We start from the raw sequence: 26890 nt of genomic DNA on the forward strand, positions 1-26890 counted from the left end.
GAGAGTGCGGGCCGGAACCTTAACGTACTACCAGTACAGAGCACGCCGCGTGGCGTACCACCGCAGCCGCGTTTGAGCCAAGAAGGTAAGTGGAAATGTCCGGGCGATGCGAGGCGAGGATGATCAAATCAGCATGCAGCGTTTTTGCTAGCTCAAGAATTTTGTCTTTTGGCGAACCTTCCGCAATGTGTGTCTGTTTGCGGTCATCGGGGATTTGAAACCGGGCGACAATCTCTTCGAGCTTACTGATGGCTTCACGCTGTAAATCATCCATTGAAGGAAGCTGTCCTGATTGCGCCAGCCCCAGTGAAGCATAGTAAGGAAAGGAAGGAACAACGGTTAAAAAATGCACTTGCGCATCATCAATACGCGCCTGAGATTCGACGTGGGAGACGATACGCTGGGTTAAATCGCTGTCAGATACATCAATGGGGACAAGAATTGTTCTGTTCATAACAATCTCCTCGTTAAGTACCTGATTAAAGTTTAGTCAATCAATCCGCGGTTAACAGGCTTTGCAACGGTAAAGTTATGTTTTTAGTGACGTCCGTTGCGTTTTTTTTCCGGATATTTGCCCTTAATCACACCATCGTAAAAACGACCTTTTGATACCACGACAAGAAAATCACGAAAAATACGTGCAGGTACGCCCTGATATTGAATAACGTCGGCGTTACGGAACGCGATTTCCAGGGTGGATGACTTTTCGTCCCAGGCAATAGAGGTGATTCGGGATGATTTTACGGGATGATGTTCCATGATGTGCATCCTCTACAACGGATCATTGATGAACAATATCATCCATCACCCGGAGGCGATTATGCAACTGATTACTTATGGTGAAAGGAATATTGCTGACAGACAGATGTCGCCCGCCGAAAACAGCGGGCGATAAAGATTAGAACTGGTAAACCATGCCCAGTGCCACTACGTCATCGGTATTGATGTCGTTGTTAGCATAGAAATTGTCATTGTCGTCCAGCAGGTTGATTTTGTAATCAACGTAGGTAGAGAAGTTTTTGTTGAAGTAATAGGTTGCGCCAACGTCCGCGTATTTCACCAGGTCTTTGCTGGTGTCTGCGTTGCCATTAAGATCGCGGCCTTTCGACATCAGGAAAGAGACCGCCGGACGCAGACCGAAGTCGAACTGGTACTGAGCCGTGACTTCAAAGTTTTGCGTTTCGTTAGCGACACCCGCATTGCCATACGGGGTCATGTTACGGGTTTCGGAGTACATGCTTGCCAGATAGATGTTGTTGGCATCATATTTTAAGCCAGCCGTCCATGCATCAGCCTCATCACCACCTGCGACTTTGCCGCCAGCATTAACCTGATCGTTGGTACGATCGGAGGTGGTGTATGCCGCGCCAAAGCTTGCGCCCATGCCTAGATCATAGGTGGTGGAAATACCGAAGCCGTCGCCGTTTTCATAGCGCAGATCGTCGTCAGAAGTACGGTTGTTGGTGCCTTCCTGATCGCTGCTGCGAGATTCGTTATTCCCCTGGTATTGCAGGGCAAAATTCAGACCATCAACCAGACCGAAGAAATCGGTGTTGCGGTAAGTGGCAACGCCATTCGCACGACCGGTCATAAAGTTGTCAGCCTGGGTGTAAGAATCGCCGCCGAACTCTGGCAGCATGTCGGTCCAGCCTTCAACATCGTACAGTACGCCGTAATTACGACCGTAATCGAAAGAGCCGTACTGGCCGAATTTCAGACCGGCAAAGCCCAGACGAGTCCAGGAGTTAGAACCGTCGCTTTCAGTAGTGTTAGCCTGAACGTTATATTCCCACTGGCCGTAACCGGTCAGTTGATCGTTAATCTGCGTTTCACCTTTAAAGCCAAAGCGAACATAGGTCTGATCGCCATCGGCATTATGGTTATCGGAAAAATAATGCAGGCCGTCTACCTTGCCGTAAACGTCTACTTTATTGCCGTCTTTATTATAAACTTCTGCGGCATTTGCTGCGCCTGCAATTAATAATGCAGGGATCATCAGGGCCAATACTTTTCTTTTCATTAAAATAATCCTTTAGTTGTTTTTTTTGCACTTACTTCCTTTGCAGGAAGTAAAGACATGCTAAAGGAGACTATTCTTATATGGTAAATATCATTTGTTACCTGATAAGTAAAATCTTAAGTACATATATCGAGAGTTACAGTGATAATTTTGGTGAATGATTAATTGCAAATCATACAAAATAAAAATTATACACCGCCATAACACTCCCGTATTATAACGGTGTTATATGCCTTTATTGTCACTGTTTTATTGACCCGTTCACCTGCCCGTCAGGTAAACGGTACTTATGACAAGCCCGAATATGAATTCGGGCTTTTTTTTATGCCATTAACCAGTGAACGCTAAAATTATTCACTGGCGGCTTTTTCTGCTTTTCCTGCCAGTTGCGCCAGGAAATCATAGCGCTTCTGCAAATCTGCGGCAGCGTCTTTCCAGAGCTGTTCTGCCACCTCCGGCTGCTGAGCGTTAAGGCGGCGGAAGCGCTGCTCGTTAAGGAGCGTTTCGGCCAGCGCGTCTGATGGCGGACGTGAGTCCAGCGCCAGCGGGATCTTGCCTTCATCCGCGCGACGCGGGTCGAAGCGAAACAGCGGCCAGAAACCGGTAGTGGTGAGCTGGCGCATCTGATCGTGGCTGAGCGCCAGATCGTAGCCGTGTTCTTCACAGGGGCTGTAGGCGATGATCAGCGAAGGACCTGGATACGATTCGGCCTCCTGAATAGCCTTCACCGTCTGGTTAAGCTGCGCGCCAAGCGAAATCTGCGCCACATAAACATGCCCGTACATCATCATGCTGACGCCGAGATCTTTACGAGCTTTACGCTTACCGTGCTCGCCAAATTTGGTGACCGCGCCGAGTGGAGTCGCTTTCGACGCCTGACCGCCGGTGTTGGAATAACACTGGGTATCCAGCACCAGGATATTGACGTTTTCCGTCAGGCTCATCACATGATCAAGCCCGCCAAAGCCAATATCGTAGGCCCAGCCGTCGCCGCCGATCAGCCAGATGGATTTTTCCACCAGCGCGTCGGCGTCAGTTAGCAGTTGCTGTGCGCCGTCGACGCCGCTCAGATGTTGACGCAACGCAGCAACCTGCTCACGGCGAACCTCCGGCGTGGCGTCTGCATGTAACGCGGCGTTAAGTTCAGCCGGCAGTCGATCGGCAAAGGTATCCAGCAGGCGCATCACGCGCTGGCGATGCTGATCGACCGATAGCCGGAAACCCAGACCGAACTCGGCGTTATCTTCAAACAGCGAGTTCGCCCATGCCGGGCCGCGACCGTTGGCATCGGTGGTATACGGCGTTGAAGGCAGATTACCGCCGTAAATGGATGAGCAGCCGGTAGCATTAGCAATCATCATTCGATCGCCATAAAGCTGGGTCAGCAGCTTGATATAGGGCGTTTCACCGCAGCCGGAACAGGCTCCGGAATATTCGAACAGCGGGGTAATCAACTGCGAGGTACGAATGTCGATACGTTCGAGTTTGCTGCGGTCCATTTCCGGCAGTGCGAGGAAATAGTCATAATTCACTTTTTCCTCTTCCACATGTTCAAGGCGCGACATCATATTGATGGCCTTGATTTCCGGGTCCTGGCGATCTTTTGCCGGACACACTTCCACGCACAGATTACAGCCGGTGCAATCTTCCGGCGCGACCTGAAGGACATATTTCTGCCCACGCATATCGCGGGATTTTACATCCAGCGATTGCAGGGCGTCGGGCGCGTGTTCCATCGCCTCCGGTGAAACCACCTTCGCGCGTATGGCCGAATGCGGGCAAGCGGCGACACAGTGGTTACACTGAGTACAGATTTCGGGTTTCCAGATGGGAATTGCTTCGGCAATATTGCGCTTTTCCCACTGAGTCGTGCCTACGGGCCAGGTGCCGTCTGGCGGCAGGGCGGAGACAGGGAGCGCATCTCCCAGACCCGCCAGCATCGCGGCGGTGACCGTTTTGACGAAATCCGGTGCGGCATCCGACACAATCGGCGGACGGCTGGCACTAGTAATGTCAACCTCCTGCACCGTGACCTCGGCGAGCGATTCGCGGGACATTGCCAGCGCCTGCCAGTTACGCTCCACCAGTTCCTGACCTTTACTGCTGTAGCTTTTGGCAATCGCGCCCTGAAGTGCGGTCAACGCGGTATCGCCAGGCAGAATATTGGTCAGATGGAAGAAGGCCATTTGCATCACGGTGTTGATGCGCGCGCCAAGGCCGCATTCACGGGCAATCTTCGCGGCGTTCACTACCCAGAAGCGGGCGTTCTTCTGTTTTAACACTGCCTGCACTTCCTGCGGCAGCCTCGACCACACCTCATCCGCCGCATAAGGCGTATTCAGCAGGAAAATCCCGCCGGGTTTTAAGCGCTCCGCCATCTGATATTTGTCAATAAACTGCAACTGATGGCAGCCAACGAAATCGGCATGCGAAATCAGATAGGCCGAACGGATAGGATGTTCACTGACGCGCAGGTGGGAAACGGTCAGGCCACCGGCCTTTTTCGAATCATAGACGAAATAGCCCTGCGCATACCACGGCGTCGCATTACCGATGATCTTGATGTTGTTTTTAGTGGCGGAAACGCTGCCGTCACTGCCCAGCCCGTAAAACAGGGCTTCGAGTTTGGCTTCTGCGGGGAGCGTATTCTCCGGCAGCGCTAAAGACAGGTTGGTCACGTCATCGTAAATGCCAACGGTGAAGCGCGGCTTCGGTTTTGCCGCGCTAAGTTCGTTAAATACCGCCAGTACGCAGTCCGGGCCAAATTCTTTTGATGAAAGACCGTAACGCCCGCCGATCATCCGCGGTAAGGTCTCCCGCTCGCCGCGGTTAAACGCTTCGGCCAGCGCGGTCATGACATCCAGATACAGCGGTTCAGCATGTGCGCCCGGTTCTTTCGTGCGATCCAGAACGGCGATACTGCGCGCGCTTTCTGGCAGGGCGCGCAGCAGATGCGTAGCGGAGAAGGGCCGGTAGAGGCGGACTTTCAGCACGCCGACTTTTTCGCCGCGTGTCAGCAACGCATCGACCACTTCCTCACAGGTGCCGATAGCCGAGCCCATCAGCACGACCACGCGTTCCGCCTGCGGATGACCATAGTATTCGAACGGCTGATACTGTCGCCCGGTGGCGCTGGCGAAATCATTCATCGCCTCTTCAACGCGATCGTACACCGCGTTATACCAGGGGTTAGTTGCCTCGCGTGACTGGAAATAAGTATCCGGGTTGGCGGACGTCCCACGGATCACCGGATGCTCCGGATTCAGCGCCCGCGCCCGGTGGGCATCTATTTCCGCCTGCGGTAAAAGATTGCGAATAGTGTCATCGGCCAGCGGCACGATTTTATTGATTTCATGCGAGGTGCGAAAACCATCGAAGAAATGAATAAACGGCACGCGGGATTTAAGCGTGGCGATGTGGGAGATGAGCGCAAAGTCCTGCGCTTCCTGCACGTTTGCCGCGCAGAGCATCGCACAGCCGGTCTGACGTACCGCCATCACATCAGAGTGATCGCCGAAAATCGACAGCGCGTGCGTCGCCACCGTGCGTGCGGCCACATGCAGAACAAACGGCGTAAGCTGACCCGCGAGCTTATACAGCGTCGGGATCATCAACAGCAGCCCCTGCGATGAGGTAAATGAGGTAGACAGCGCCCCGGTTTGCAGCGCGCCGTGAACGGCAGCAATCGCTCCCGCTTCAGACTGCATCTCCACCACGCGCGGCACATCGCCCCATACGTTTTTTAACCCATTTCCCGCCCATGCATCGGCCTGCTCAGCCATTGTCGAACTGGGGGTAATCGGATAAATGGCGATAACTTCACTGGTCCGGAACGCCACCGAGGCGGCTGCACCATTACCGTCAATTGTGATCATATGACCTCATACATTGCTCAAAAAAGGGAACGCATAACACGCCGATGACTCCCGAAATTATTTCCTTAGTTTAGCAAAGGCTAAAGGGCACCATTTTCGCTTTTGTGTCCCTTGCATCGCGTTCATCAATGATTAAATGGCTTTCAGCAGAAAAAATTGCCAGAAAATGTTTCCTCGGCCGCAAATGCGCGTTTCATCTCTCGACGAACCGCTTTCAGGTGCCTATGATGCTTTGGCTACGTCTGCGATAACCGCAGGCGGCGCTTTGTTTTGGCCTAACGACAGGGGAGAAAAGATGCGAGCAGCTTTTTTAATCGGATTTGCCGCGATGGTGTTAACGGCGTGCAGCAGTAGTAATGAGCCTGTTCAGCAGGCGACGGCGGCGCACGTTGCACCTGGTATGAAAGCGGCGATGTCCAGTTCAGGCCAGGCAAATTGCGCTATGATTGGCGGTTCACTTTCCGTTGCTCGCCAGCTTGATGGCTCCAGTTCAGGAATGTGCGCTTTGCCCAATGGCAAACGCTGCACCGAGCAGTCGCTTGCCAGCGGCACCTGCGGCAGCTATTAACTCGCTGCGTTAACGCGTTTAAAGGTGAGAGTGTGATCGGCTGTCGCCAGCGTTAACTGGTCTCCGGTCAGATCGACCTGCGCTCCGGCGCTGAGCATTGCGCTCAAAGTGTGATCCAGCGTATTGAGTTGCGGGTCATTGCACATCATGCGCGTCATCGCCAGCTCTTTTACCGTCAGCTCACCGGCGGACATTTTGCCTGCGCCAGTAAAATGGTTACACATGGAACCTGAAACCTGAACGCGTTCCAGGGCGGTAACTTTATCGCCAAAAGCCAGTTCCAGCGGTTTCTCACTGGCTTTAACCGGCTCACCGTTTGCTGTCTCCAGCACAAAACGTTGTTGTTGTAATTTTTCTGCTGTCACCGAGGTGTCTTTATCGGTCACGCAACCTGTCAGCATTAACGCGCACAGCAGCGCAATACTTTTCTTCATGGTTCTATACCTGCATCTTTCTGTAACGTGTATTACTGCTATTGTAGAGAGATTACGCGCGGGGTCTTCGGGGTTATTCTGAAAGTACTCCCCCGCAGGGGAGCACAGCGGTTAAACGAGGGCGTTAGGACAAGTTTCGCTATTCTCCAGCTGGCGGAGATTTTCCAGCGTGGTTTCAGAAATACTGATCAGCGCCTCGGCGGTGAGGAATGCCTGATGCCCGGTAAACAGCACGTTATGGCAGGCGGACAGGCGACGGAACACGTCATCCTGGATCACGTCGTTGGATTTATCCTCAAAGAACAGATCGCGCTCGTTTTCATAAACATCCATGCCCAGCGCACCAATTTTCTGTGTTTTGAGCGCCTCAATGGCGGCCTGAGAGTCAATCAATCCGCCACGGCTGGTGTTGATGATCATTACGCCGTTTTTCATTCTGTCGAAGGCGCTTTGATTGAGCAGATGATAGTTTTCAGGCGTCATCGGGCAGTGGAGCGAAATCACATCCGACTGAGAGAGCAGGGTGTCGAGATCAACATATTCGGCCCCGAGATCCAGCACGGCAGCATTCGGATAGGGATCGACCGCCAGTAGACGCATGCCGAACCCTTTCAGGATCCGCAGCGTCGCCAGACCAATTTTACCTGTACCAATCACCCCGGCAGTTTTACCGTGCATCGTAAAGCCGGTCAGTCCTTCAAGGGAAAAGTTAGCGTCACGGGTACGTTGATAGGCACGGTGAATGCGGCGATTAAGCGTCATCATCATACCGATAGCATGTTCCGCTACGGCCTCTGGTGAATAGGCGGGAACGCGAACTACACGAAGACCCAGTTCTTTCGCCGCATCGAGATCGACGTTATTGAAACCCGCGCAACGCAGCGCAATAAATTTCACCCCGTGCTTTTTGAGTTCTTCCAGCACCGGACGGCTGGCATCATCGTTAACGAAAATACACACGCCTTCACAGCCATTTGCCGTTTTGGCGGTCTTTTCCGTCAGCAGGAAATCAAAAAATTCCAGTTCGAAGCCATAAGCGTCATTAACCTGTTGCAGGTACTTTTTATCGTACTGTTTGGTACTGTAGACGGCGAGTTTCATAAGACTTTCTCCAATGATTTTCTGCGATCAGATTAACATTTTTAAAATAATCTGACAATTTATAAAAAATAATTGAATCGACTGTTTTATCTCTCAATTTTAGTCGGTTCCGCAGATAAATGACCGGATTCGCGTCATAACATCTGTAGTTCAAGGACGTAACTTACCCGGCGTCGGGTTCGTCGCAATCCACCCCGGAATGTGCTCGGGTGGCATTGGCATCGCAAAGTAATAGCCCTGCGCTTCATCACAGCCAAACGATTTCAGTAGCTGTGCGGTCTCACGATCTTCCACTCCTTCTGCCAGCACCGTGTAGTTCAATTCTTTAAGCATTACCACCACGTTACGGGCAATAATTCGGCTGCCTGAGTCGGAAGTGACCTGGCTTATCAGAGAGCGATCGAGCTTGATAATGTCGACCGGAATACGCCGCAGGTAGTTAATATTACTGTTACCGGCACCAAAATCATCAAGCAGAATAATGAAGCCGACAGACTTCAAAATATCCAGTTCATTCAGCGCCGCAGGGCTTTCCAGCATTTTTTCGGTTTCCAGACACTCGATACGAATATCTGCAGGCGTGAGTCCGGCGGCAATAATTTGCCGGGTTAACCGGAGCGAAAAACCAGCGCTGGAGAAATCACTGACCGTGATGTTGATCGACACCGGAATGTTCACACCGCTTGCCCGCCACTCGGTGATCTGTGAAAGCGTTCGCCGGATCACCCACTGGGTAATTTCTGCCATCAGACTGGTGCGCTCAGCCAGGGCAACGATAATCGCTGGAGAAATATTGCCAAGCGTGGGGTGCTGCCAGCGCAGCAGCGCTTCGACCCCTTTAATCTCACCATTGAGCAGTGATATTTTAGGCTGATACGCCAGATAAAGCTGATCTTCGCTTTTTAGCGCCTCGCCCAGATCGTAAAGTAACCTGAACTCCTGGTTTCTTTTTTCATCCATCTCGGGATCAAACGCTCTGACCGGTGCATCCTGACGAATGGCTTCATGCAGGGCGCTGACCGTTTTGCGCAGCACTTCCTGGGCGTTCATTACCGCAGGATCGAAAGTGAAATAACCGACGTGCATGCTCAGCGATATTTCAATATCGCCGGTAATTTTGGCTTGCGTTGCAGGAAACCCTACTGCTTTCTGGATTAATTCATCGGCCAGATCTTCTTTCATTAGCAGGGCATAACGCGCCGTCGCAAATGCATAAAGAATAACAGAGGCATCAAGGTCGAGTCGAATACGCAGCAGGGGAGCAAAATTGCGCAGCATATTTTCGACGGCGGCAATACCCAGATAGCGGGACAGCTCATAGGCCCGGTTAATATCGATGCAGTCAAAGATAATAAGCGTGTAATTCCCGGCGCTTTCTATACGCGACAGGCTATTCACTTCCTCAAGCAGGCTTTGTCGGTTAGGCAGTGCGGTGAGGGCATCCATACGACCCACTGAATACCACGATTCCAGATAAGCACTTGCCAGCGCGGCTAACTGTAAGAACTGGTCGATCTGTTCCGGCGTCGGTATGGCGGGGCTGGTATCACAAACGCACAGCGTCCCCAGTACAAAATTGTCTTTCGTTTTCAGCGGGGCAGCGGCATAGAAAACTATCGCACCTTCTACCACCAGAGGATGCCGGGTAAAGCGTGGGTCGAGACGGGCGTCAGGACAAATAACCGGCTGGCAGGTGCCCACAGAATATTTGCACATCGTCTCATCGGCGGGCAGCGTTTCCGGAACCGAAGCGAGATTGTGCGCATATTTGATGTACTGATATTTATCGTCAAAGATAGTGACGAAACAGCCGGAAACGCCGATGAGCTGCCTTGCCAGTTGGGCAAAACCGCCAAGCGTTTTATCTCGTGGCGCATTTTCCTTGCGAAGCAGTTCTAATGCGGCAAGCTTTTTGGTTTCTTTTTCATTTAACCCAGAGAACATGCATTGCTCCTGCGTGAAGGATATACCCTCTCTTTGCCGTCACCCATTAGGCTTTATTAACAAAATAATGACATAAAAACCACATTTTCGCCGATGTAATGGACTTTATTTCTGTAACTCTGGGCTAAACACAAATTAAGCCAGACGCCAAAAGCCGCATATACTTAACATTTAGCAGAATGGCAACCGCCATGCTCACGGGTTCATCTCATTGGCTTTACGTGTCACAATGCGCCGATACTGGACGATAAAACGCGAATAATCAGGATATTAATTGCCCATGAAGGGTAGGTATAAAGCAGCACTTGCGCTCCTCTTACTCATTATACTCCTGCCCCTCGCGCTGGTAATGACGCTTGGCTGGTGGGTACCGAAGCTGGCAGGCATCTGGCTACCGGCCGGGACGCGCATTGCACTGGAAGGGCCGCCGAAGTTGTCCTGGCATGCGCTGCGTATTCCCGATCTGCGCTATATCGTCGCAGATTGCGAACTCGCGCACCTCAGACAGGGTGAGTTAACTCACCCTGGCCGCTGGCGTCTTAATATCGGTGAGCTGGAGATTAACTCCGCTTGTCTGAGCAAGCTCCCGCAGGCAGAACCGTCTGCAACAGCCCCCCGCACCCTGGCGCAATGGCAGTCGATGCTGCCTTATAGCTGGGTGACGATCGATCGTCTGACGCTGTCACCCTGGCAACAATGGCAGGGGAAACTCACGCTCGATATCACGCCGCAAAAACAGTCGGTACGCTATCAGGGGAAGGATATTACCCTCTCAGCACAATTGCAGGGACAGGCGCTGGTTGTTGATGAATTTGCGCTGCGGCTTCTCAACGACCGGCCACCGATCACCCTCAGTGGACATTTTGTGATGCCGCTGGTGCCAGATGGACTGCCGGTGGAAGGGCACACACATACTACCTTGCAGGTCCCCACGATCGCCTCCCCGGTTGACGTTGAAATCGAATGGCGTGAAGGACAAGGACAGCTTATCGCGCTTGACCGCGAAACGGGCGATCCGCTTCTCGATCTCCCCTGGCAGTTAACGCCCCAGCGTTTCACTATCAGCGACGGCCGCTGGAGCTGGCCGTATCAGGGTCTGCCGCTCAGCGGGAGGCTGGGCGTTAATGTTGACGGCTGGAAACAGGGACTGGCCAACGCGCTTATCAGCGGGCGGATGAACGTCATTACCACCGGTAAAGCCGGTAAAGGTAACGCGGTACTGAATTTTGGACCGGGTAAACTGAATCCCGATGCCAGCGATATGCCGATTCAGCTTACCGGCGAGGCAAAGCATGAAGATCTGATTTTCTATGCCGTTCTGCCCGCGCACCTCAGCGGGCGGCTTGATGATCCGCAACTGGCCTTTACGCCGGGGGCGTTGTTGCGCTCGCGTGGCCGGGTGATTGACTCGCTTAATCTGGATGAAATCCGCTGGCCGCTGGCGGGCGTTACGCTTTCCCAACGTGGCGTCGACGGACGACTTCAGGCGATCCTGCGCGCGCATGAGCAACAACTGGGTGATTTCCTGCTGCATCTGGATGGTAAAGCGCAGGACTTTCTGCCGGATAACGGTCTGTGGCAGTGGCGCTATTGGGGTGAGGGCGGCTTTACGCCAATGCAGGCGCGCTGGGACGTTGCCGGAACGGGCGAGTGGCGGGACCAGCGCATCACCCTGAATACGCTTTCCACCGGGTTTAATCAGTTACGCTACGGCACCATGCAGATGCGTCAACCGCGTCTCACCCTCAATAAACCCATCGTCTGGATGCGTGACCCACAGCACCCGCAGTTCAGCGGTGCGCTGACTCTGGAGGCCGGACAAACTACCTTCAGTGGCGGCGGCGTTCTGCCGCAGTCAGTTCTCAACTTCAGCGTGGAAGGTAGCGACCCGACGCTATTTCAGTTCAAAGGCGATCTGCACGCACAGGCCATTGGTCCGGTACGGGTTAACGGGCGCTGGGACGGCGAACGGCTGCGCGGGCAGGCGTGGTGGCCGCAGCAGTCGTTGACTGTTTTTCAGCCGCTGCTGCCGCCGGACTGGAAACTGGATCTGCGCGAAGGCGCGTTTTATGCGCAAATTGCGTTTTCTGCTGCGCCCGATCAAGGATTCACCGCAGGCGGACACGGCGTAGTCAAAGGCGGGAGCGCATGGTTGCCGGATAATAAAATCAACGGCGTCGATTTTATTTTACCGTTCCGCTATGGCAACGGTAACTGGCAACTTGGCACCCATGGACCAGTATCATTGCATATCGCAGAGATCGAAAACCAGGTCACGGCGACAAATTTCACCGCCAGTTTGCAGGGAAGCTGGCCCTGGAGTGAAACCGATCCGCTGCTGCTCAGCGACGTCAGCGTCGATGTGCTGGGGGGTAAAATTACCCTGCTGCAATTGCGGATGCCGCAGCACGATCCGGCGCTACTGCGGGTGCAGAATATCTCTTCCAGCGAGCTGATTAGCGCCATTAATCCAAAACAATTTACCCTGTCCGGTCCGGTGAGCGGCGCGCTACCGTTGTGGCTGAATAATGAAAAATGGATCGTGAAAGACGGCTGGTTAAGCAACCCCGGCCCGCTGACGTTGCGTATTGATAAAGATACGGCGGATGCGATTGTCAACGATAATATGGCGGCTGGCGCGGCAATAAACTGGCTGCGTTACATCGAAATATCCCGTTCCTGGACCAAAATTAACGTCGATAATCTGGGATTACTGACGCTTCAGGCGGCGATTACCGGCTTGAGTCGCGTTGAAGGAAAAAGTAATGCTATCACTCTAAACTATAGCCACCAGGAGAATATTTTTACCCTCTGGCGTAGTCTGCGCTTCGGCGATAATTTACAGTCATGGCTTGAAAAGAATGCGACGCTGTCAGACAAGAAAGGAATGTGAGGAATAATAATGAAAACTGCGATCGCTTTATTACCGCTGCTGGCCTTCGCGCTGTTAACCGGTTGCACGCCCCGCATCGAAGTGGCGGCACCCGAAGCGCCGATTACTATCAACATGAATGTCAAAATTGAACATGAAATTCATATTAAGGTAGATAAAGACGTTGAAACGCTTCTGAAGTCACGCAGCGATCTGTTTTGAGGCAATAATGAAAAAATCGTTAATACTGGCGCTTCTGGCGCTGAGCCTGATAAGCACCCGCGTTTTTGCGCTGAGTCTCAATGAGGCCCGCACAGAAGGGCGAGTCGGTGAGACCTTAAGCGGTTATATTGCGCCGCTGCGTCAGGATGCCCAAACGCAGGCGCTGGTGAAGCAGATCAATCAGGCCCGTAGCGAAAGTTATCAGCGCCTGGCCGATGCCAACAATTTGCCAGTCGATGAGGTGGCAAAAATGGCCGGGCAAAAACTGGTTGAGCGCGCGTCGCCTGGCGAGTATGTTCAGGGCATCAACGGTAAGTGGTTACAAAAATAGTTTCAGACCGCTGACAAAGTGGGTGGTCGCCCCGTGTTCCACGGACGGTTTGTCATCAACCTCATAGTTTGCTCTTATTTTGTAGTTAGTCATGTTCAGGGAGACGGTCATGATAACGCTTTACGATATAAAACCTCGCTTTCAGGCGTTACTCCGGCCACTGCTACGTCGCTTACATAAAACTGGGATCAGCGCGAACCAAATCACGCTATTCGCGCTGGCGCTGTCTGTTATAACGGGCCTGTTTCTGGCAATCGTGCGTGAGCCGTTCTGGTTTATCGTATTACCTGTTGTGCTGTTTATCCGTATGGCGCTTAATGCGCTCGACGGAATGATGGCGCGGGAATATCACCAGCAAACGCGGCTGGGGGCTATTCTCAATGAAACGGGCGATGTGCTGTCGGATATCGCGCTCTATCTGCCGTTTATTTTCCTGCCGCAAAGCAATATGCCGTTGATCCTGACGATGCTGTTTTTTACGGTGATGAGCGAATTTTGCGGCATCCTCGCGCAAACCATTAACGCGGTGCGCAGCTATGCCGGGCCGTTTGGCAAAAGCGACAGAGCATTCGTGTTCGGTGCGTGGGGCATCGTTATCGCACTGTGGCCACAGGTTAACGCCTGGAATAACGTGGTGTGGGGTGTGGCGGCGCTGTTACTTCTCTGGACGGCCATCAACCGCTGCCGTTCAGTCTTACGGGAGCAAAACTGATGCCGCTACTGTTTATCGCGCTGGCGGTAATTTTCTCACTGCTTATTTTTGCCTCGCTCATTAACCTGCTGCTGGTCTGGCGTCGGCCGGAAAAAGACTGGCGCGAACTCACCCTGCGTATTCGCACCTGGTGGGTGATTATTCTCTTTTTCTCACTGGCGATGATAAGCCCTCGCTGGCTGGCCCTGACGCTCTTCGCGCTGGTCAGCTTTCTGGCCTTAAAAGAATTTTTAACCCTCATTCCCTCCCGGCGCTCCGATCGGATGCCGCTGCTGTGGATGTTTCTGGCTATCCCGCTGAACTACTGGCTGATTGGCTGCAACTGGTACGGAATGTTTATCATTTTTATCCCGGTTTACGCTTTTCTGTTCCTGCCCGCGCGGATGGTTCTGACCGGCAACACCGAGGGCTTTTTGCGCACGGCCTCCCAGCACCACTGGGCGTTAATGACCACCGTATTTGCGTTCGGCCATGTGGGGTATCTGTTGGTATTGCCCAACGATGGCGCACAAACCGGTGCCTTACTGGTGCTGTTTCTGGTCGGCTTAACCGAGTTTAACGACATTGCCCAGTACCTGTGGGGGAAATCCTTGGGTCGTATTAAAGTCACGCCCCGCGTAAGCCCCAATAAAACCCTCGCCGGGCTAATTGGCGGCGTTGCCAGCACCGCGCTTATTGCCCTGATCCTCGGCCCGCTGATGACGCCAATGAACTGGCCTATGGCACTGGTGGCGGGGCTTATCATTGGCGTCACCGGTTTTTGCGGCGACATTGTGATGTCGGCAGTGAAACGTGATATTGGCGTCAAAGACAGCGGCACGCTGCTGCCAGGGCACGGCGGCATTCTGGATCGGCTGGATTCTCTGATTTTTACCGCGCCGGTATTTTTCCATTTCATCCACTATTTTTACTATTAAGCCTATGGGTAAAAAAGCGCTTCGCCTGTTATTTACCATGACGATTGTCTGGCCGGTGATCTGGCTGTGGCTTGGCCTGCGGGTTAAGCATCGGCATCTTATTCCCACCGCTGGCCCGGCGATTGTGGTGGCAAATCACAATAGTCATATGGACGTTTTTGCGCTGCTGTCGCTGTTTTCGTTGCGCACTCAGCAGCAGGTGCATCCTGTTGCCGCAGCCGACTATTTTTTGCGTAACCGGTGGCTGGCGTGGTTCACCTTAAATATTCTTAATATCATCCCGGTGGTACGTACCGGTGAAGATACCGATCCGCTGGCAGGCTGTGAGCAGGCGCTGCGACAGAATAAAATTCTGATCCTGTTCCCGGAAGGATCGCGGGGCGAGCCGGGAAAACTCTCGCCGCTGAAATCCGGCATCTGGCATCTGCTCCAGCGCGTGCCCGAAACCACGGTGATCCCGGTATGGCTTTCGGGCACGGAAAAGGTACTGGCGAAGGGGAATCGCATTCCGCTGCCGCTATTTATTGATGTCTGTGTGGGGGACCCCGTCGCTACCCACCCGGATAAACCCACTTTTATGGATTCGCTGTTGCAGGCATTACTGCATTTGCAACCACACCAACAGGGACATGAAACACATGACTAACCTCCGCACGCCTGAAGAAAATACCTTTCTGACCAGCGATCGCCAGACGCTGTTTTATCGCCACTGGCCTGCGCAAAGCGATACGCCCGTGCGTAAGGTCATTGTCCTTTTTCATCGCGGACATGAGCATTCCGGTCGCTTGCAGCATATCGTTGATGAACTGATGATGCCAGACACTGCCTTTTACGCCTGGGATGCCCGCGGTCACGGACGAACGGAAGGCGCGCGCGGCTACAGTCCGTCGCTGGCCCGCTCGGTGCAGGATGTTGACGAATTCGTCCGCTTTGCCGCGGCGGACAGCCTGCTGACGCTGGGCGAGGTGGTTGTGGTGGCGCAAAGCGTCGGGGCCGTACTGGCCGCGACGTGGGTGCATGATTACGCGCCGCAGCTGCGCGGCTTAATTCTGGCCTCACCGGCGTTTAAGGTGAAATTGTACGTGCCGTTTGCCCGTCCCGGTCTGGGACTGATGCAGCGTTTCCGCGGTCTTTTCTACGTTAACTCTTACGTAAAAGGCAAATATCTGACCCACGATCCGGCTCGCGTCGAGAGCTTCAACCACGACCCGCTGATTACCCGCGCCATCGCGGTCAATATTTTACTGGAACTGTACAAAACCTCAGAGCGTATCGTCAGCGACGCGGCTGCCATCGTCGTCCCGACGCAGATGCTGGTATCGGGTGAAGATTTTGTGGTGCATCGCAAGCCACAGCTGGAGTTTTACCAGCGCCTGCGCAGCCCGCAGAAAGAGCTGCATATCCTGCCGGGGTTTTATCACGACACCCTCGGCGAGCAGGACCGCCATCTGGCGTTTGACAAAATGCGCGCTTTTATCGACCGTCTTTATGCCAGCCCGCTGGCACAATTTGATTACCGTGAAGAAGACAGCCACAGTCCCGGCGCAGACGCCTGGCGCATTCTCAGCGGCGGGCCGGAACCGTATTCCATTGACGATCTGTCATTCCGGGCATTGCGTTATGGTATGAAAGCGCTTGGCACCCAGTCCAGCGGCGTGAAGCTGGGGTTTGATACCGGTTTCGACTCCGGCAGCACGCTGGATTATGTTTATCGCAACCAGCCGCAGGGCAGCAGCGTGCTGGGCCGGATGATCGATAAAAACTACCTCAACAGCGTCGGCTGGCAGGGGATTCGCCAGCGTAAAATTCATCTCGATACGCTTATCAAGCAGGCGGTGAATCGTCTGGTCGAGGAAAATAAACCGGTGCGGATTGTGGATGTTGCCGCCGGGCATGGTCGCTACGTGCTGGATGCCCTCCAGGGAAATACCGCCGTAGACGGCATTCTACTGCGCGACTACAGCGAACTGAACGTGACTAAAGGTCAGGAGATGATTGCCCAACGGGGCATGGCAGGGGTTGCGCGATTTGAACGCGGCGATGCTTTCAACCGTGATGAACTGGCGGCACTTGATCCCAGCCCTACGCTGGGTATTGTCTCAGGGCTGTATGAACTGTTCCCGGAAAACGCACCGGTACGCGCCTCGCTTGCCGGATTAGCGGCGGCGATCCCGCCTGGCGGCGTGCTGATCTATACCGGCCAGCCCTGGCACCCGCAACTAAAAACGATTGCCTGGTCACTCACCAGCCACAAAGACGGTAAAGCGTGGGTGATGCGCGTGCGCTCGCAGGGCGAAATGGATGCGCTGGTGCGTGAAGCCGGATTCGATAAATGTGCCCAGCTTATCGACCAGTGGGGCATTTTTACCGTGTCCATGGCGGTTCGTCGCGAATGATAACCGTGGATCGTCGCATTCTGCCTCAGGCTCTGGGCTGGATAGTCCTGCTGGGGCCGTTTTTCTTTTTGACTTACGGGCAGGTGAATCTCTATACCGCCAGCCGGAGCGATGTAGGCAGTATGGTCTTCTCCTGGGAGCACCATATTCCTTTTATTCCGCTGAGTATTATCCCGTACTGGAGTCTGGATCTTCTCTACGGGCTGTCATTATTATGCTGTCGCACCCTGAGTGAACAGCGTCGGCTGGCATGCCGGTTATTACTCGCCTCGCTGCTGGCCTGCCTGGGGTTTCTGCTCTTTCCGCTGCGTTTTACCTTCACTCGCCCGCACGTGGAGGGCGCAGCCGGGTGGTTATTTAGCCAGCTTGAGCAGTTCGATTTACCGTTTAATCAGTCGCCGTCGCTGCATATTATTCTCTGCTGGATCATCTGGTGGCATTTTCATCAGCGTCTTTCCGGCGGCTGGCAGAAACTGTGCGACGGCTGGTTTCTGCTGATCGCCGTATCGGTTGTCACCACCTGGCAGCATCATGTCATCGATGCGATCACCGGACTGGCGGTCGGGATGCTGATTAGCTGGCTGATACCGGACCGGGGAAAGTGGCGCTTACGCCGTCCTGAGTCGGGGCGCAGAAAACTGGCGCTGCGTTATTTTGCCGGGGCGCTGTTATGCCTGGCAACACCCTGGCTGAGCTGGCCCGCGATTTCGTTGCTAATGGTGACGCTGGCCTATATGGCGTTTGGCGCGTCGGCCATGCAGAAAGATGCTGAAGGGCGCATCGCCCCCGCGGCATACTGGCTGTTACTTCCCTGGCGTCTGGGCACGCATCTCTCTGCGCTCTGGTTTACCCGCAACGTCCCCACGGTCGCACCCATAACAGAAGGCATTTTTCTCGGCAGCTATCCCCGTCAGCCAACGGAACAGCTCGCCGTTCTCGATCTTACCTGCGAATTCCCCCGCGCGGCGGCAACCGCACACCAGGCTTATTACAGCGTGCCGATGCTCGACCTGGTGGTGCCGGAAAAGGAACAACTGACGCTGGCCGTTAATCAACTTGAACAGCTGCGCGCAGAATATGGCACGGTGCTGGTTCACTGTGCGCTGGGGCTTTCGCGCAGCGCGCTGGTGGTTGCGGCCTGGCTTTTACGTACCGGCAAAGCGCAGACAGCAGAAGAGGCAGTGGCGATGCTCCGTGCCTGTCGCCAGCAGATTGTGATTAAACCCGGTCAACTGGAGGTGCTGCAACAATGGCAGAAAACCGTAACGACCTGACAAGCGCGGCGCTGCTGACGCACTCTCTGGCAAGCTGGAAATTCTTTTTGCCATTGGGGATGCTACCGTTGCTGTGGGCTATGACAGTGTTACCCGCTGGTTGGCTGCAAATCATAGTGGTCATCAACGCCGGTTATATTGCTTTTGGCTGCTGGCGACTGTGGCTGGATGAAGGCTATTTCAGAATTCTTAATCGAGACAGCCATGCTGAGGCGGGAGAAACGCTGGCCTTTATCTGGCAGCGTGAACGCCTCAGCACCTTAACCCTGACAGAGCGAGAGCAGGGAGCCAGGCGGCAACTGCATCTGACGATGAGAGCAACAATGCTGGCGTGGGCGCTGTGGCTGCTTGCGCTGATCATCACGCTCTAACAACGCTGAGGCTCAAACCTTCGTCAGGAAAACAACCATGAAAATATACGCCTCTCTGATCGGCATACTATTTTTAAGCGCAGCCCAACCAGGCGCTTTTGCTGCCGATACAACGAAAAGCCTGTGGGACATCATGGCTACTCTTCGCAGCGAATCGGCGATGACGCGCGAAAGTATTGAGCGGGATTTTGCTACCCAACTGACGTTAAAAAATCAGAATCAATACACGTTGTTTTATGCAGGCGCTGGTCCTCAGCTTAACGATAATCTGCGTATTGCTAATATCGATTTTAGAGTACCCGCATCCGATGCTTCGCCGCGTGGCAGCTTTCTGGTGCTCAGTCTGGAAGGGAAAGGGTGTGTCACTCTGGAGGATGTTAAACAGCATTATGCTGGCTTAACGCTCAGTCAGGTGCCGCACGGACATTCGCTGGAAGAAGAAACCGGATACCGCACCACGTTTAACCACTGGAGGCTGGCGTTTGGCTTCAAAGAAAAACGCCCGCAATGCCTGGCGAGCGTGGTGTTTGATTCCGCAGAAGAGAATAAGTAACTACGAGGGCTGCTTATGGTTCATAAGCCCTCCCGCCTCAGGCGAAAGGGCTGAGAATTTACGCTGCTACCAGACCGTCAATCGCAGCTTTCGCGTCATTCTGCGACTGCGCGGCCACGTCCGGACCGTAAGCAATACCTTCGGCGAAGACGAAATTCACATCGGTGATACCGATAAAGCCGAGGAACAGCGTCAGGTACGGCGCAACCAGGTCTGTTGGGGTATCTTTATGGATACCGCCGCGGCTGGAAAGGATCACTGCGCGTTTGCCCGTGACCAGACCTTCCGGCCCTTTTTCGGTGTAGCGGAAGGTAACGCCAGCGCGTGCCACCAGATCAAAGTAGTTTTTCAGCTGGGTCGGAATATTGAAGTTATACATCGGCGCGTTGATAACAATCACATCGTGAGCCTGCAACTCTGCAATCAGCTCGTCGGAAAGCGCCAGCGCTTCCTGCTGACGTGGGGTCAGCGGTGCATCGCTCGGGCGCAGCGCGCCAACCAGTTCGCCATCCAGCACCGGAACGGGATTCGCCGCCAGATCGCGGACGGTCACTTCATCACCCGGATGTTTCTCACTCCACTGCTCAACAAAGTAGTCAGACAGCTGACCAGACTGTGAATACCCTGCCAGGATGCTCGATTTAAGAACTAATACTTTGCTCATGGGTGTTTCCTTTTATGTGTTTGAAGGGGGATAGCCCGCCACTTGTTGACACTCTATTCACAATTACGGCCAAGTGATAGCGCAATATATCGAATTCTATATTCGATTTTTTTGAATAAGGCAGCCAAACCGCCAGTGTGTTACGCTATAGCCATCATAAAAGTAAATTTTCCCTGGGGCATTTTACTGCCCAATAATACGATGACAGAACAACAGAAATTGACTCCTGCGCACCTGCATCAGCAGCTTGACGAGCTGATGTTGCGCGACAAACAGCGCTTCGCGAAACGGCTTCACGGCGCGAAGAAAGTTAAAAATCCTGAATCTCAGCAAGGCATTCTGGCGGCGCTGGCGGGCGAGATAGAGCAGGCGGCGGGGAAAGTGGCGCGTCGCGTTGCGGTACGTCCGCCGATAACCTACCCGGAAAATCTGCCCGTCAGCCAGAAAAAACAGGCCATCCTTGAGGCCGTGCGCGATCATCAGGTAGTGATTGTCGCTGGCGAGACCGGCTCCGGTAAAACGACCCAGTTGCCGAAAATCTGCATGGAACTGGGGCGCGGTATTAAGGGCCTGATTGGTCACACCCAGCCTCGTCGTCTGGCGGCGCGCACCGTTGCCAACCGTATTGCCGAAGAGTTGCAAACCGAGCCGGGGGGCTGCGTCGGCTATAAAGTCCGCTTTAGCGATCACGTCAGCGATAATACGATGGTTAAGCTGATGACCGACGGCATTTTGCTGGCGGAGATCCAGCAGGACCGACTGCTGATGCAGTACGACACCATCATTATTGATGAAGCGCACGAACGCAGCCTGAACATTGATTTTCTGCTCGGCTACCTGCGCGAGCTGTTACCGCGCCGTCCGGATCTGAAGATCATCATCACCTCGGCGACCATCGATCCGGAACGTTTCTCTCGCCATTTTAATAATGCGCCGATCATTGAAGTCTCCGGGCGCACCTATCCAGTGGAAGTGCGTTATCGCCCGATTGTGGAAGAGGCGGACGATACCGAACGCGACCAGCTCCAGGCTATCTTCGACGCGGTGGACGAGCTGGGACGCGAAAGCGCGGGTGACATCCTGATCTTTATGAGCGGTGAGCGCGAAATCCGGGATACCGCTGATGCACTGAATAAACTCAACCTGCGCCATACCGAGGTGCTGCCGCTGTATGCCCGTTTGTCGAATAGCGAGCAGAACCGCGTCTTTCAGCCGCACGGTGGGCGGCGCATTGTGCTGGCGACCAACGTGGCGGAAACCTCGCTGACGGTGCCGGGTATTAAATACGTTATCGATCCCGGTACGGCGCGTATCAGTCGTTACAGTTTCCGCACCAAAGTCCAGCGCCTGCCGATTGAGCCGGTGTCGCAGGCGTCTGCCAACCAGCGTAAAGGGCGTTGCGGCCGCGTGTCGGAGGGGATCTGCATCCGTCTTTATTCGGAAGACGATTTCCTGTCACGTCCGGAATTTACCGATCCGGAGATCCTGCGTACCAACCTGGCGTCCGTTATTCTGCAAATGACCGCGCTGGGATTAGGTGATATCGCCGCGTTCCCGTTTGTGGAAGCGCCGGACAAACGCAACATTCAGGATGGCGTGCGCCTGCTGGAAGAGTTAGGGGCCATCACCACCGACGAGCAGCAAACGGCCTATAAGCTGACGGCCCAGGGTCGTCAGCTATCGCAACTGCCAGTCGATCCGCGTCTGGCACGAATGGTGCTGGAAGCGCAAAAACACGGCTGCGTGCGCGAAGCGATGATCATCACTTCCGCGCTGTCCATTCAGGATCCGCGTGAGCGTCCGATGGACAAACAGCAGGCATCCGATGAGAAGCATCGCCGCTTCCACGATAAAGAATCCGATTTCCTCGCGTTTGTGAACCTGTGGAACTACCTCGGCGAGCAGCAGAAAGCGCTCTCCTCCAATGCCTTCCGTCGTCTGTGCCGCACTGATTATCTTAACTATCTGCGCGTGCGCGAGTGGCAGGATATTTATACCCAGCTGCGCCAGGTGGTGAAAGAACTGGGCATTCCGGTGAACAGCGAGCCTGCGGAGTACCGCGAAATTCATATTGCGCTGCTGACCGGTTTACTCTCGCATATCGGCATGAAAGACGCTGACAAGCAGGAATATACCGGCGCACGCAACGCGCGTTTTTCGATTTTTCCCGGTTCCGGCTTATTCAAAAAGCCGCCTAAATGGACGATGGTCGCCGAGCTGGTGGAAACCAGCCGCCTGTGGGGACGCATCGCCGCGCGGATCGATCCCGAGTGGGTAGAGCCGGTGGCGCAGCATCTGTTGAAACGCTCGTACAGCGAGCCGCACTGGGAGCGGGCGCAGGGCGCGGTGATGGCGACGGAAAAAGTCACCGTCTACGGCTTGCCCATTGTTGCCGCGCGAAAAGTGAACTATAGCCAGATTGACCCGGTGCTGTGCCGTGAGTTGTTCATTCGACATGCGCTGGTGGAAGGCGACTGGCAGACGCGTCACGCCTTCTTCCGCGAGAACCTGAAGCTGCGTGCCGAAGTGGAAGAGCTGGAGCATAAATCCCGTCGCCGCGACATTCTGGTCGATGACGAAACGCTGTTTGAATTTTACGACCAGCGTATTGGCGTGGATGTTATTTCCGCCCGCCATTTCGACAGCTGGTGGAAAAAGGTCAGCCGCGAGACGCCGGACCTGCTTAACTTTGAAAAAAGTATGCTGATCAAAGAGGGCGCGGAGTCAATCAGCAAGCTCGATTATCCGAACTTCTGGCACCAGGGCAATCTCAAACTGCGCCTGAGCTACCAGTTTGAGCCGGGAGCTGATGCGGACGGTGTCACCGTTCATATTCCGCTGCCGTTGCTGAACCAGGTGGAAGAGGCCGGTTTCGAATGGCAGATCCCCGGCCTGCGCCGTGAGCTGGTGATTGCGCTGATTAAATCGTTACCGAAACCCGTTCGCCGCAATTTCGTGCCTGCGCCCAACTATGCCGAGGCGTTTCTGGGCCGCGTGACGGCGCTGGAATTGCCGCTGCTGGAGGCGCTGGAACGCGAACTGCGGCGGATGACCGGCAACACCATCGACCGTGACGACTGGCACCGGGATCAGGTACCCGATCATCTTAAAATCACTTACCGTGTGGTGGATGATAAAAACAAAAAACTGCTCGAAGGCCGCGATTTAACGGCGCTGAAAGAGAGTCTGAAAGGCAAAGTCCAGGAGACGCTTTCGGCAGTAGCGGACGATGGCATCGAGCAAAGCGGCCTGCATATCTGGAGTTTTGGTACTCTTGCGGAAAGCTACGAGCAGAAGCGCGGCAACTATAAAGTGAAAGCGTGGCCTGCGCTGGTGGATGAGCGCGATAGCGTGGCGATCAAACTGTTCGACAACCCGCTGGAACAGCAGCAGGCAATGTGGCGCGGGTTGCGGCGTTTACTGCTTCTCAATATCCCGTCGCCGATCAAATATCTGCATGAAAAGCTGCCGAATAAAGCCAAACTGGGACTCTATTTTAACCCGTATGGCAAAGTGCTGGATCTGATCGACGACTGCATCTCTTGCGGTGTCGATAAACTGATTCATGAAGCGGGTGGTCCGGTGTGGACCGAAGAGGGCTTTGCCGTATTGCATGAAAAAGTCCGCGCCGAACTGAACGACACCGTCGTGGAGATCGCCAAACAGGTCGAGCAAATCCTCACCGCCGTGTTTACCATCAACAAACGGCTTAAAGGCCGGGTAGACATGACTATGGCGCTGGGGCTGTCGGATATCAAAGCCCAGATGAACGGGCTGGTGTATCGCGGTTTTGTTACCGGCAACGGCTTTAAACGGCTCGGCGATACGCTGCGTTACTTACAGGCGATTGAGAAACGGCTGGAAAAACTGGCGGTCGATCCGCATCGCGACCGTGCGCAAATGCTGAAAGTGGAGCAGGTCCAGCAGGCCTGGCAACAGTGGCTGAATAAACTGCCGCCCGCGCGTCGTGAAGATGAAGACGTGAAAGAGATCCGCTGGATGATCGAAGAATTGCGGGTGAGCTACTTCGCTCAGCAACTGGGCACGCCGTACCCGATATCTGATAAGCGTATTTTACAGGCGATGGAGCAGATTAGCGGATAACATTCCCTGTTAATGTGCTATGCCTTTAAACCCGGTTTGCGTAAAAGCTGCCGGGTTTATGCTTTCACCCTCCGTTCCATCCACCACCCAGCGCCCGGTACAAATCAATCTGTGCCTGTAATACGCTGTTTTTCACCTGCACCACATTCAGCTGGGTTGAAAACAGCGTGCGCTGGGCATCCAGTTCATCCAGATACGACGAATAACCGTTGCGATAGCGGTTTTGCGCAATGCGTAACGTCTCCTGCGCCACGGATTCCTGACCTTCCAGCTCCTGTAACTGCTCCTGCAAACGGCGGATGGCATCCAGACTGTCATTCACCTCTTTAAAGGCGTTACGGACTGTACTCTCGTAGCTGTAAAGCGCCTGGTTGCGCTGTGACATGGAAACATCTACCTGCGCATTTAGCGCCTGACGGTTCAGCAGTGGCGCGAGAATACTGCCGCCGATACTCCAGAGCTGGAGCGGATTATCAAGCAGGCCGGGCAGGGTGCGATCCTGCACCGAGCCGGTGGCGGTCAGATTAATGGACGGTAGCAGTTGCGCGCGAGACGCTGCCAGCGTGGCATCGGCGGCGACAAGCTGGCGCTCGGCCTGGACAATATCCGGACGCCTGTTCAATAGTGTTGACGGTAGCCGGGAAGGAAGCGTAAGCGGCGTCAATTGTTCAAACGCGCCGCCGCGCCCGACGCTTTGCGGATTTTGGCCCAGCAACAGGCTGAGGGCATTCTCCTGCTCGGTGATTTGATGGCGAATTTGTGGCACCTGCGCGCGGGTGGCGCGCAGTTCGGAATCGGCCTGCATCAGTTCAAGACGTGAACTGTAGCCCGTCTCAAACTGACGCTGGGCGAGGCGAAATGATGCTTCGCGCGCTTCCAGAGTGGCCTGTGTCACTTTCAATTGTTCGTCAAGCGACAGGAGCGTCACGTAGCCACTCGCTACCGACGCCGCAACGGTCAGGTCTGCGGCAGCGGCGGCGGCCTTTTGCGCTTCCAGCCCGGCCTCGGCGGCTTCGGTGGCGCTGCGATTCGCTCCCCAGATATCAACATCATAACTGGCCGTCAGGTTGCCCTTGTATAACGTACTGTAAACCGGCAGCCCGGTCGCGGCAGACTGTGAGCGGGCGCGCGTGCCGCTCAGTCCTGCGTCCAGGGTAGGGAAAAGATCGCCCTGAGTGGCATAGACTTGCGCCTGATACTCGTTAATCCGTTCGCGGGCAATCAGCACATCGCTGTTATAGTGCAGCGCCTGATCGACATAGCGATTCAGGGCGCTGTCGTGAAAGTTCCGCCACCAGACCCCTTCAACCGGACTTGTCGGACCGATGTCCTGACGCCACTGTGGCGGGATATGCAGCGAGGGTTTGGCGGGTTTGACGTCAACCGACTGGCAGGCGGCAAGCAGTAATGATGCCAGCAGCAGAGCAAGAGGATGCCGTCTCATTGCTGCTCCTCGCGAGTATCAATAGTGACCTGCACCGACATGCCCGGTCGCAGATGCGCGATCTCTTCAGGCTGGCCTAACACTTCAATGCGTACCGGAATACGCTGGGCGATTTTGACGAAGTTACCGGTCGCGTTATCCGGCGAAATGGCACTGAATTCGACGCCGGTTGCCGGAGATATACTTTGCACCCGGCCCTTAAAGCTACGGTTATTAAGCGCGTCAACGCTAAAACGTACCGGCTGACCAATGCGGATCTCCGCCAGTTGGGTCTCTTTCACATTGGCAATGACCCAGTGTTGCGCGGGGACCAGCGAGGTCAGATGGGTGCCCGCGGCAACGTAGGCCCCAAGGCGCACGGCAATTTGTCCGAGCTGACCATCCTGAGGGGCGATTATCCGCGTATTTTGCAGATCGATTTGCGCCAGTTCGAGCGCGGCTTTGGCGTTTTCGACATCGGCTTCCAGCGAGGCGCGATTGACGATGGTGGTTTGCAAATCCTGGCGCGACATTTCAAGCGTGGCCTGGGCCTGCGCTATATCGGCGTTACCCTGGGCCGCGCTGGCGAGCGCCGCATCGCGTTCGCGAATCGACAGAGAACCATCGGCGGTCAAATCCTTCACCCGGCGTAAATCCGCCTGCGTTTTCTGGCTTTGCGCTCGGGCATTTTGCAGCGCCGCCTGATTCCGGGCGATAACCGCTTCCGCGCTTTTACGCTGCTGGAGGTTGTTATTGAGGGCGGCGATTTTCATATCCAGCTGCGCCTGCGCCTGATGAACGCGCTGCTTATAGATGCGGTCATCAATCTGCATCAGCACGTCGCCGCGCTTCACCTGCACAAAATCCTGCACCTTCACCGCAGTAATATAACCGTTAACCTGTGGACTAATAAACGTCGTCTGTCCGCGCACGTAGGCGTTATCAGTAAATTGCGTATGGCGGGTGAACGGCGGCAATTGCCAGGCGTACAGGATCGCCAGTACCCCGACGATACCAATCGCGGCGGCGGCAAAAATAGAGACTACCCGCACGTTACTGCGCGTATTCGCCCGCTCTTTGGCGGCCTCCTGCTGGCTCATAACCTCTCC

The 26890-nt window shown here is 54.5% G+C and carries 22 protein-coding genes; 12 read left to right on the top strand and 10 right to left on the bottom strand.

The genetic code is table 11. The features are described from left to right. Positions 1-19: 19 nt before the first annotated feature. The 4 genes from uspF to nifJ all read right to left on the bottom strand — a co-directional run bounded on the left by uspF (position 20) and on the right by nifJ (position 5895). Entirely contained in the window at positions 20-454 is a 435-nt protein-coding gene (gene uspF / locus ACMGGS_RS16955; RefSeq protein ID WP_414163590.1) for a universal stress protein UspF, read from the bottom strand. 83 nt (positions 455-537) lie between these two features. Continuing rightward, positions 538-759 (bottom strand): KTSC domain-containing protein, encoded by a 222-nt coding sequence (locus ACMGGS_RS16960; RefSeq protein ID WP_414163591.1) that lies wholly within the window; start codon positions 757-759, stop codon positions 538-540. A gap of 139 nt (positions 760-898) precedes the next feature. After that, positions 899-2020 carry a porin OmpC gene (gene ompC, locus ACMGGS_RS16965; RefSeq protein WP_414163592.1) on the bottom strand — a complete coding sequence of 374 codons (1122 nt, stop codon included), beginning with the start codon at positions 2018-2020 and terminating at the stop codon, positions 899-901. 350 nt (positions 2021-2370) lie between these two features. Then, positions 2371-5895: a pyruvate:ferredoxin (flavodoxin) oxidoreductase gene (nifJ, locus tag ACMGGS_RS16970; RefSeq protein WP_414163593.1), complete on the bottom strand. Its 3525-nt coding sequence runs from the start codon at positions 5893-5895 to the stop codon at positions 2371-2373. Between the two features lie 295 nt (positions 5896-6190). Between nifJ and ACMGGS_RS16975 the strand changes: the two genes are divergently transcribed. After that, entirely contained in the window at positions 6191-6463 is a 273-nt protein-coding gene (locus tag ACMGGS_RS16975) for a DUF333 domain-containing protein (protein WP_176918114.1), read from the top strand. On the opposite strand, the gene hslJ is transcribed toward ACMGGS_RS16975, so the two are convergent. The 3 genes from hslJ to ACMGGS_RS16990 all read right to left on the bottom strand — a co-directional run bounded on the left by hslJ (position 6460) and on the right by ACMGGS_RS16990 (position 9942). After that, positions 6460-6897 carry a heat shock protein HslJ gene (gene hslJ, locus ACMGGS_RS16980; RefSeq protein WP_414163594.1) on the bottom strand — a complete coding sequence of 146 codons (438 nt, stop codon included), beginning with the start codon at positions 6895-6897 and terminating at the stop codon, positions 6460-6462. The two genes, ACMGGS_RS16975 and hslJ, sit on opposite strands and share 4 nt — an antisense overlap. A gap of 111 nt (positions 6898-7008) precedes the next feature. Next, a complete protein-coding gene (locus ACMGGS_RS16985) occupies positions 7009-7998 on the bottom strand; it encodes a 2-hydroxyacid dehydrogenase (RefSeq protein WP_414163595.1) in 990 nt (329 codons plus the stop codon). 150 nt (positions 7999-8148) lie between these two features. After that, entirely contained in the window at positions 8149-9942 is a 1794-nt protein-coding gene (locus ACMGGS_RS16990; protein ID WP_414163596.1) for an EAL domain-containing protein, read from the bottom strand. A gap of 280 nt (positions 9943-10222) precedes the next feature. On the opposite strand from ACMGGS_RS16990, the gene ACMGGS_RS16995 reads away from it, so the two are divergent. The 10 genes from ACMGGS_RS16995 to ACMGGS_RS17040 all read left to right on the top strand — a co-directional run bounded on the left by ACMGGS_RS16995 (position 10223) and on the right by ACMGGS_RS17040 (position 19590). After that, complete coding sequence (locus ACMGGS_RS16995; RefSeq protein ID WP_414163597.1) at positions 10223-12835, top strand: YdbH family protein; 2613 nt, start codon at positions 10223-10225, stop codon at positions 12833-12835. A gap of 9 nt (positions 12836-12844) precedes the next feature. Then, positions 12845-13036 (top strand): YnbE family lipoprotein, encoded by a 192-nt coding sequence (locus ACMGGS_RS17000; protein WP_414163598.1) that lies wholly within the window; start codon positions 12845-12847, stop codon positions 13034-13036. 7 nt (positions 13037-13043) lie between these two features. Next, entirely contained in the window at positions 13044-13367 is a 324-nt protein-coding gene (locus tag ACMGGS_RS17005; protein ID WP_176918304.1) for a DUF1318 domain-containing protein, read from the top strand. 112 nt (positions 13368-13479) lie between these two features. Then, entirely contained in the window at positions 13480-14079 is a 600-nt protein-coding gene (locus ACMGGS_RS17010; protein WP_414166299.1) for a CDP-alcohol phosphatidyltransferase family protein, read from the top strand. Next, complete coding sequence (locus tag ACMGGS_RS17015; RefSeq protein ID WP_414163599.1) at positions 14079-14996, top strand: phosphatidate cytidylyltransferase; 918 nt, start codon at positions 14079-14081, stop codon at positions 14994-14996. The genes ACMGGS_RS17010 and ACMGGS_RS17015 overlap by 1 nt, the downstream gene beginning before the upstream one ends. A gap of 4 nt (positions 14997-15000) precedes the next feature. Beyond that, positions 15001-15642 (top strand): 1-acyl-sn-glycerol-3-phosphate acyltransferase, encoded by a 642-nt coding sequence (locus tag ACMGGS_RS17020; RefSeq protein WP_176918107.1) that lies wholly within the window; start codon positions 15001-15003, stop codon positions 15640-15642. Beyond that, positions 15635-17392 (top strand): bifunctional alpha/beta hydrolase/class I SAM-dependent methyltransferase, encoded by a 1758-nt coding sequence (locus tag ACMGGS_RS17025; RefSeq protein WP_414163600.1) that lies wholly within the window; start codon positions 15635-15637, stop codon positions 17390-17392. Before ACMGGS_RS17020 ends, ACMGGS_RS17025 begins: the two co-directional genes overlap by 8 nt. Then, the gene (locus ACMGGS_RS17030; RefSeq protein WP_414163601.1) at positions 17389-18666 is read left to right on the top strand and encodes a phosphatase PAP2/dual specificity phosphatase family protein; all 1278 of its coding nucleotides are present in this window, start codon (positions 17389-17391) and stop codon (positions 18664-18666) included. The genes ACMGGS_RS17025 and ACMGGS_RS17030 overlap by 4 nt, the downstream gene beginning before the upstream one ends. Beyond that, positions 18642-19037, top strand: coding sequence for a hypothetical protein (locus ACMGGS_RS17035; RefSeq protein WP_414163602.1), 396 nt, complete (start codon positions 18642-18644; stop codon positions 19035-19037). The genes ACMGGS_RS17030 and ACMGGS_RS17035 overlap by 25 nt, the downstream gene beginning before the upstream one ends. A 37-nt stretch (positions 19038-19074) precedes the next feature. Continuing rightward, positions 19075-19590, top strand: coding sequence for a hypothetical protein (locus tag ACMGGS_RS17040; RefSeq protein WP_414163603.1), 516 nt, complete (start codon positions 19075-19077; stop codon positions 19588-19590). Between the two features lie 58 nt (positions 19591-19648). Here the strand turns inward: ACMGGS_RS17040 and azoR are convergent, their stop codons facing one another. Continuing rightward, complete coding sequence (gene azoR, locus ACMGGS_RS17045) at positions 19649-20254, bottom strand: FMN-dependent NADH-azoreductase (protein ID WP_414163604.1); 606 nt, start codon at positions 20252-20254, stop codon at positions 19649-19651. 201 nt (positions 20255-20455) lie between these two features. Here azoR and hrpA point away from each other — a divergent pair, with 201 nt between their 5' ends. Beyond that, positions 20456-24358 (top strand): ATP-dependent RNA helicase HrpA, encoded by a 3903-nt coding sequence (hrpA, locus tag ACMGGS_RS17050; RefSeq protein WP_414163605.1) that lies wholly within the window; start codon positions 20456-20458, stop codon positions 24356-24358. Between the two features lie 64 nt (positions 24359-24422). On the opposite strand, the gene ACMGGS_RS17055 is transcribed toward hrpA, so the two are convergent. After that, entirely contained in the window at positions 24423-25802 is a 1380-nt protein-coding gene (locus ACMGGS_RS17055) for an efflux transporter outer membrane subunit (protein ID WP_414163606.1), read from the bottom strand. After that, the gene (locus tag ACMGGS_RS17060) at positions 25799-26881 is read right to left on the bottom strand and encodes an HlyD family secretion protein (RefSeq protein ID WP_414163607.1); all 1083 of its coding nucleotides are present in this window, start codon (positions 26879-26881) and stop codon (positions 25799-25801) included. Before ACMGGS_RS17060 ends, ACMGGS_RS17055 begins: the two co-directional genes overlap by 4 nt. Positions 26882-26890 lie beyond the last annotated feature (9 nt).

Source organism: Superficieibacter sp. BNK-5, from assembly GCF_047456055.1.
Lineage (GTDB): Bacteria > Pseudomonadota > Gammaproteobacteria > Enterobacterales > Enterobacteriaceae > Superficieibacter.

Bases quoted from the DNA above. Each gene is read 5' to 3' on its own strand.
- uspF (WP_414163590.1), bottom strand. From the start codon at position 454: ATGAACAGAACAATTCTTGTCCCCATTGATGTATCTGACAGCGATTTA.
- ACMGGS_RS16960 (WP_414163591.1), bottom strand. From the start codon at position 759: ATGGAACATCATCCCGTAAAATCATCCCGAATCACCTCTATTGCCTGG.
- ompC (WP_414163592.1), bottom strand. From the start codon at position 2,020: ATGAAAAGAAAAGTATTGGCCCTGATGATCCCTGCATTATTAATTGCA.
- nifJ (WP_414163593.1), bottom strand. From the start codon at position 5,895: ATGATCACAATTGACGGTAATGGTGCAGCCGCCTCGGTGGCGTTCCGG.
- ACMGGS_RS16975 (WP_176918114.1), top strand. From the start codon at position 6,191: ATGCGAGCAGCTTTTTTAATCGGATTTGCCGCGATGGTGTTAACGGCG.
- hslJ (WP_414163594.1), bottom strand. From the start codon at position 6,897: ATGAAGAAAAGTATTGCGCTGCTGTGCGCGTTAATGCTGACAGGTTGC.
- ACMGGS_RS16985 (WP_414163595.1), bottom strand. From the start codon at position 7,998: ATGAAACTCGCCGTCTACAGTACCAAACAGTACGATAAAAAGTACCTG.
- ACMGGS_RS16990 (WP_414163596.1), bottom strand. From the start codon at position 9,942: ATGTTCTCTGGGTTAAATGAAAAAGAAACCAAAAAGCTTGCCGCATTA.
- ACMGGS_RS16995 (WP_414163597.1), top strand. From the start codon at position 10,223: ATGAAGGGTAGGTATAAAGCAGCACTTGCGCTCCTCTTACTCATTATA.
- ACMGGS_RS17000 (WP_414163598.1), top strand. From the start codon at position 12,845: ATGAAAACTGCGATCGCTTTATTACCGCTGCTGGCCTTCGCGCTGTTA.
- ACMGGS_RS17005 (WP_176918304.1), top strand. From the start codon at position 13,044: ATGAAAAAATCGTTAATACTGGCGCTTCTGGCGCTGAGCCTGATAAGC.
- ACMGGS_RS17015 (WP_414163599.1), top strand. From the start codon at position 14,079: ATGCCGCTACTGTTTATCGCGCTGGCGGTAATTTTCTCACTGCTTATT.
- ACMGGS_RS17020 (WP_176918107.1), top strand. From the start codon at position 15,001: ATGGGTAAAAAAGCGCTTCGCCTGTTATTTACCATGACGATTGTCTGG.
- ACMGGS_RS17025 (WP_414163600.1), top strand. From the start codon at position 15,635: ATGACTAACCTCCGCACGCCTGAAGAAAATACCTTTCTGACCAGCGAT.
- ACMGGS_RS17030 (WP_414163601.1), top strand. From the start codon at position 17,389: ATGATAACCGTGGATCGTCGCATTCTGCCTCAGGCTCTGGGCTGGATA.
- ACMGGS_RS17035 (WP_414163602.1), top strand. From the start codon at position 18,642: ATGGCAGAAAACCGTAACGACCTGACAAGCGCGGCGCTGCTGACGCAC.
- ACMGGS_RS17040 (WP_414163603.1), top strand. From the start codon at position 19,075: ATGAAAATATACGCCTCTCTGATCGGCATACTATTTTTAAGCGCAGCC.
- azoR (WP_414163604.1), bottom strand. From the start codon at position 20,254: ATGAGCAAAGTATTAGTTCTTAAATCGAGCATCCTGGCAGGGTATTCA.
- hrpA (WP_414163605.1), top strand. From the start codon at position 20,456: ATGACAGAACAACAGAAATTGACTCCTGCGCACCTGCATCAGCAGCTT.
- ACMGGS_RS17055 (WP_414163606.1), bottom strand. From the start codon at position 25,802: ATGAGACGGCATCCTCTTGCTCTGCTGCTGGCATCATTACTGCTTGCC.
- ACMGGS_RS17060 (WP_414163607.1), bottom strand. From the start codon at position 26,881: ATGAGCCAGCAGGAGGCCGCCAAAGAGCGGGCGAATACGCGCAGTAAC.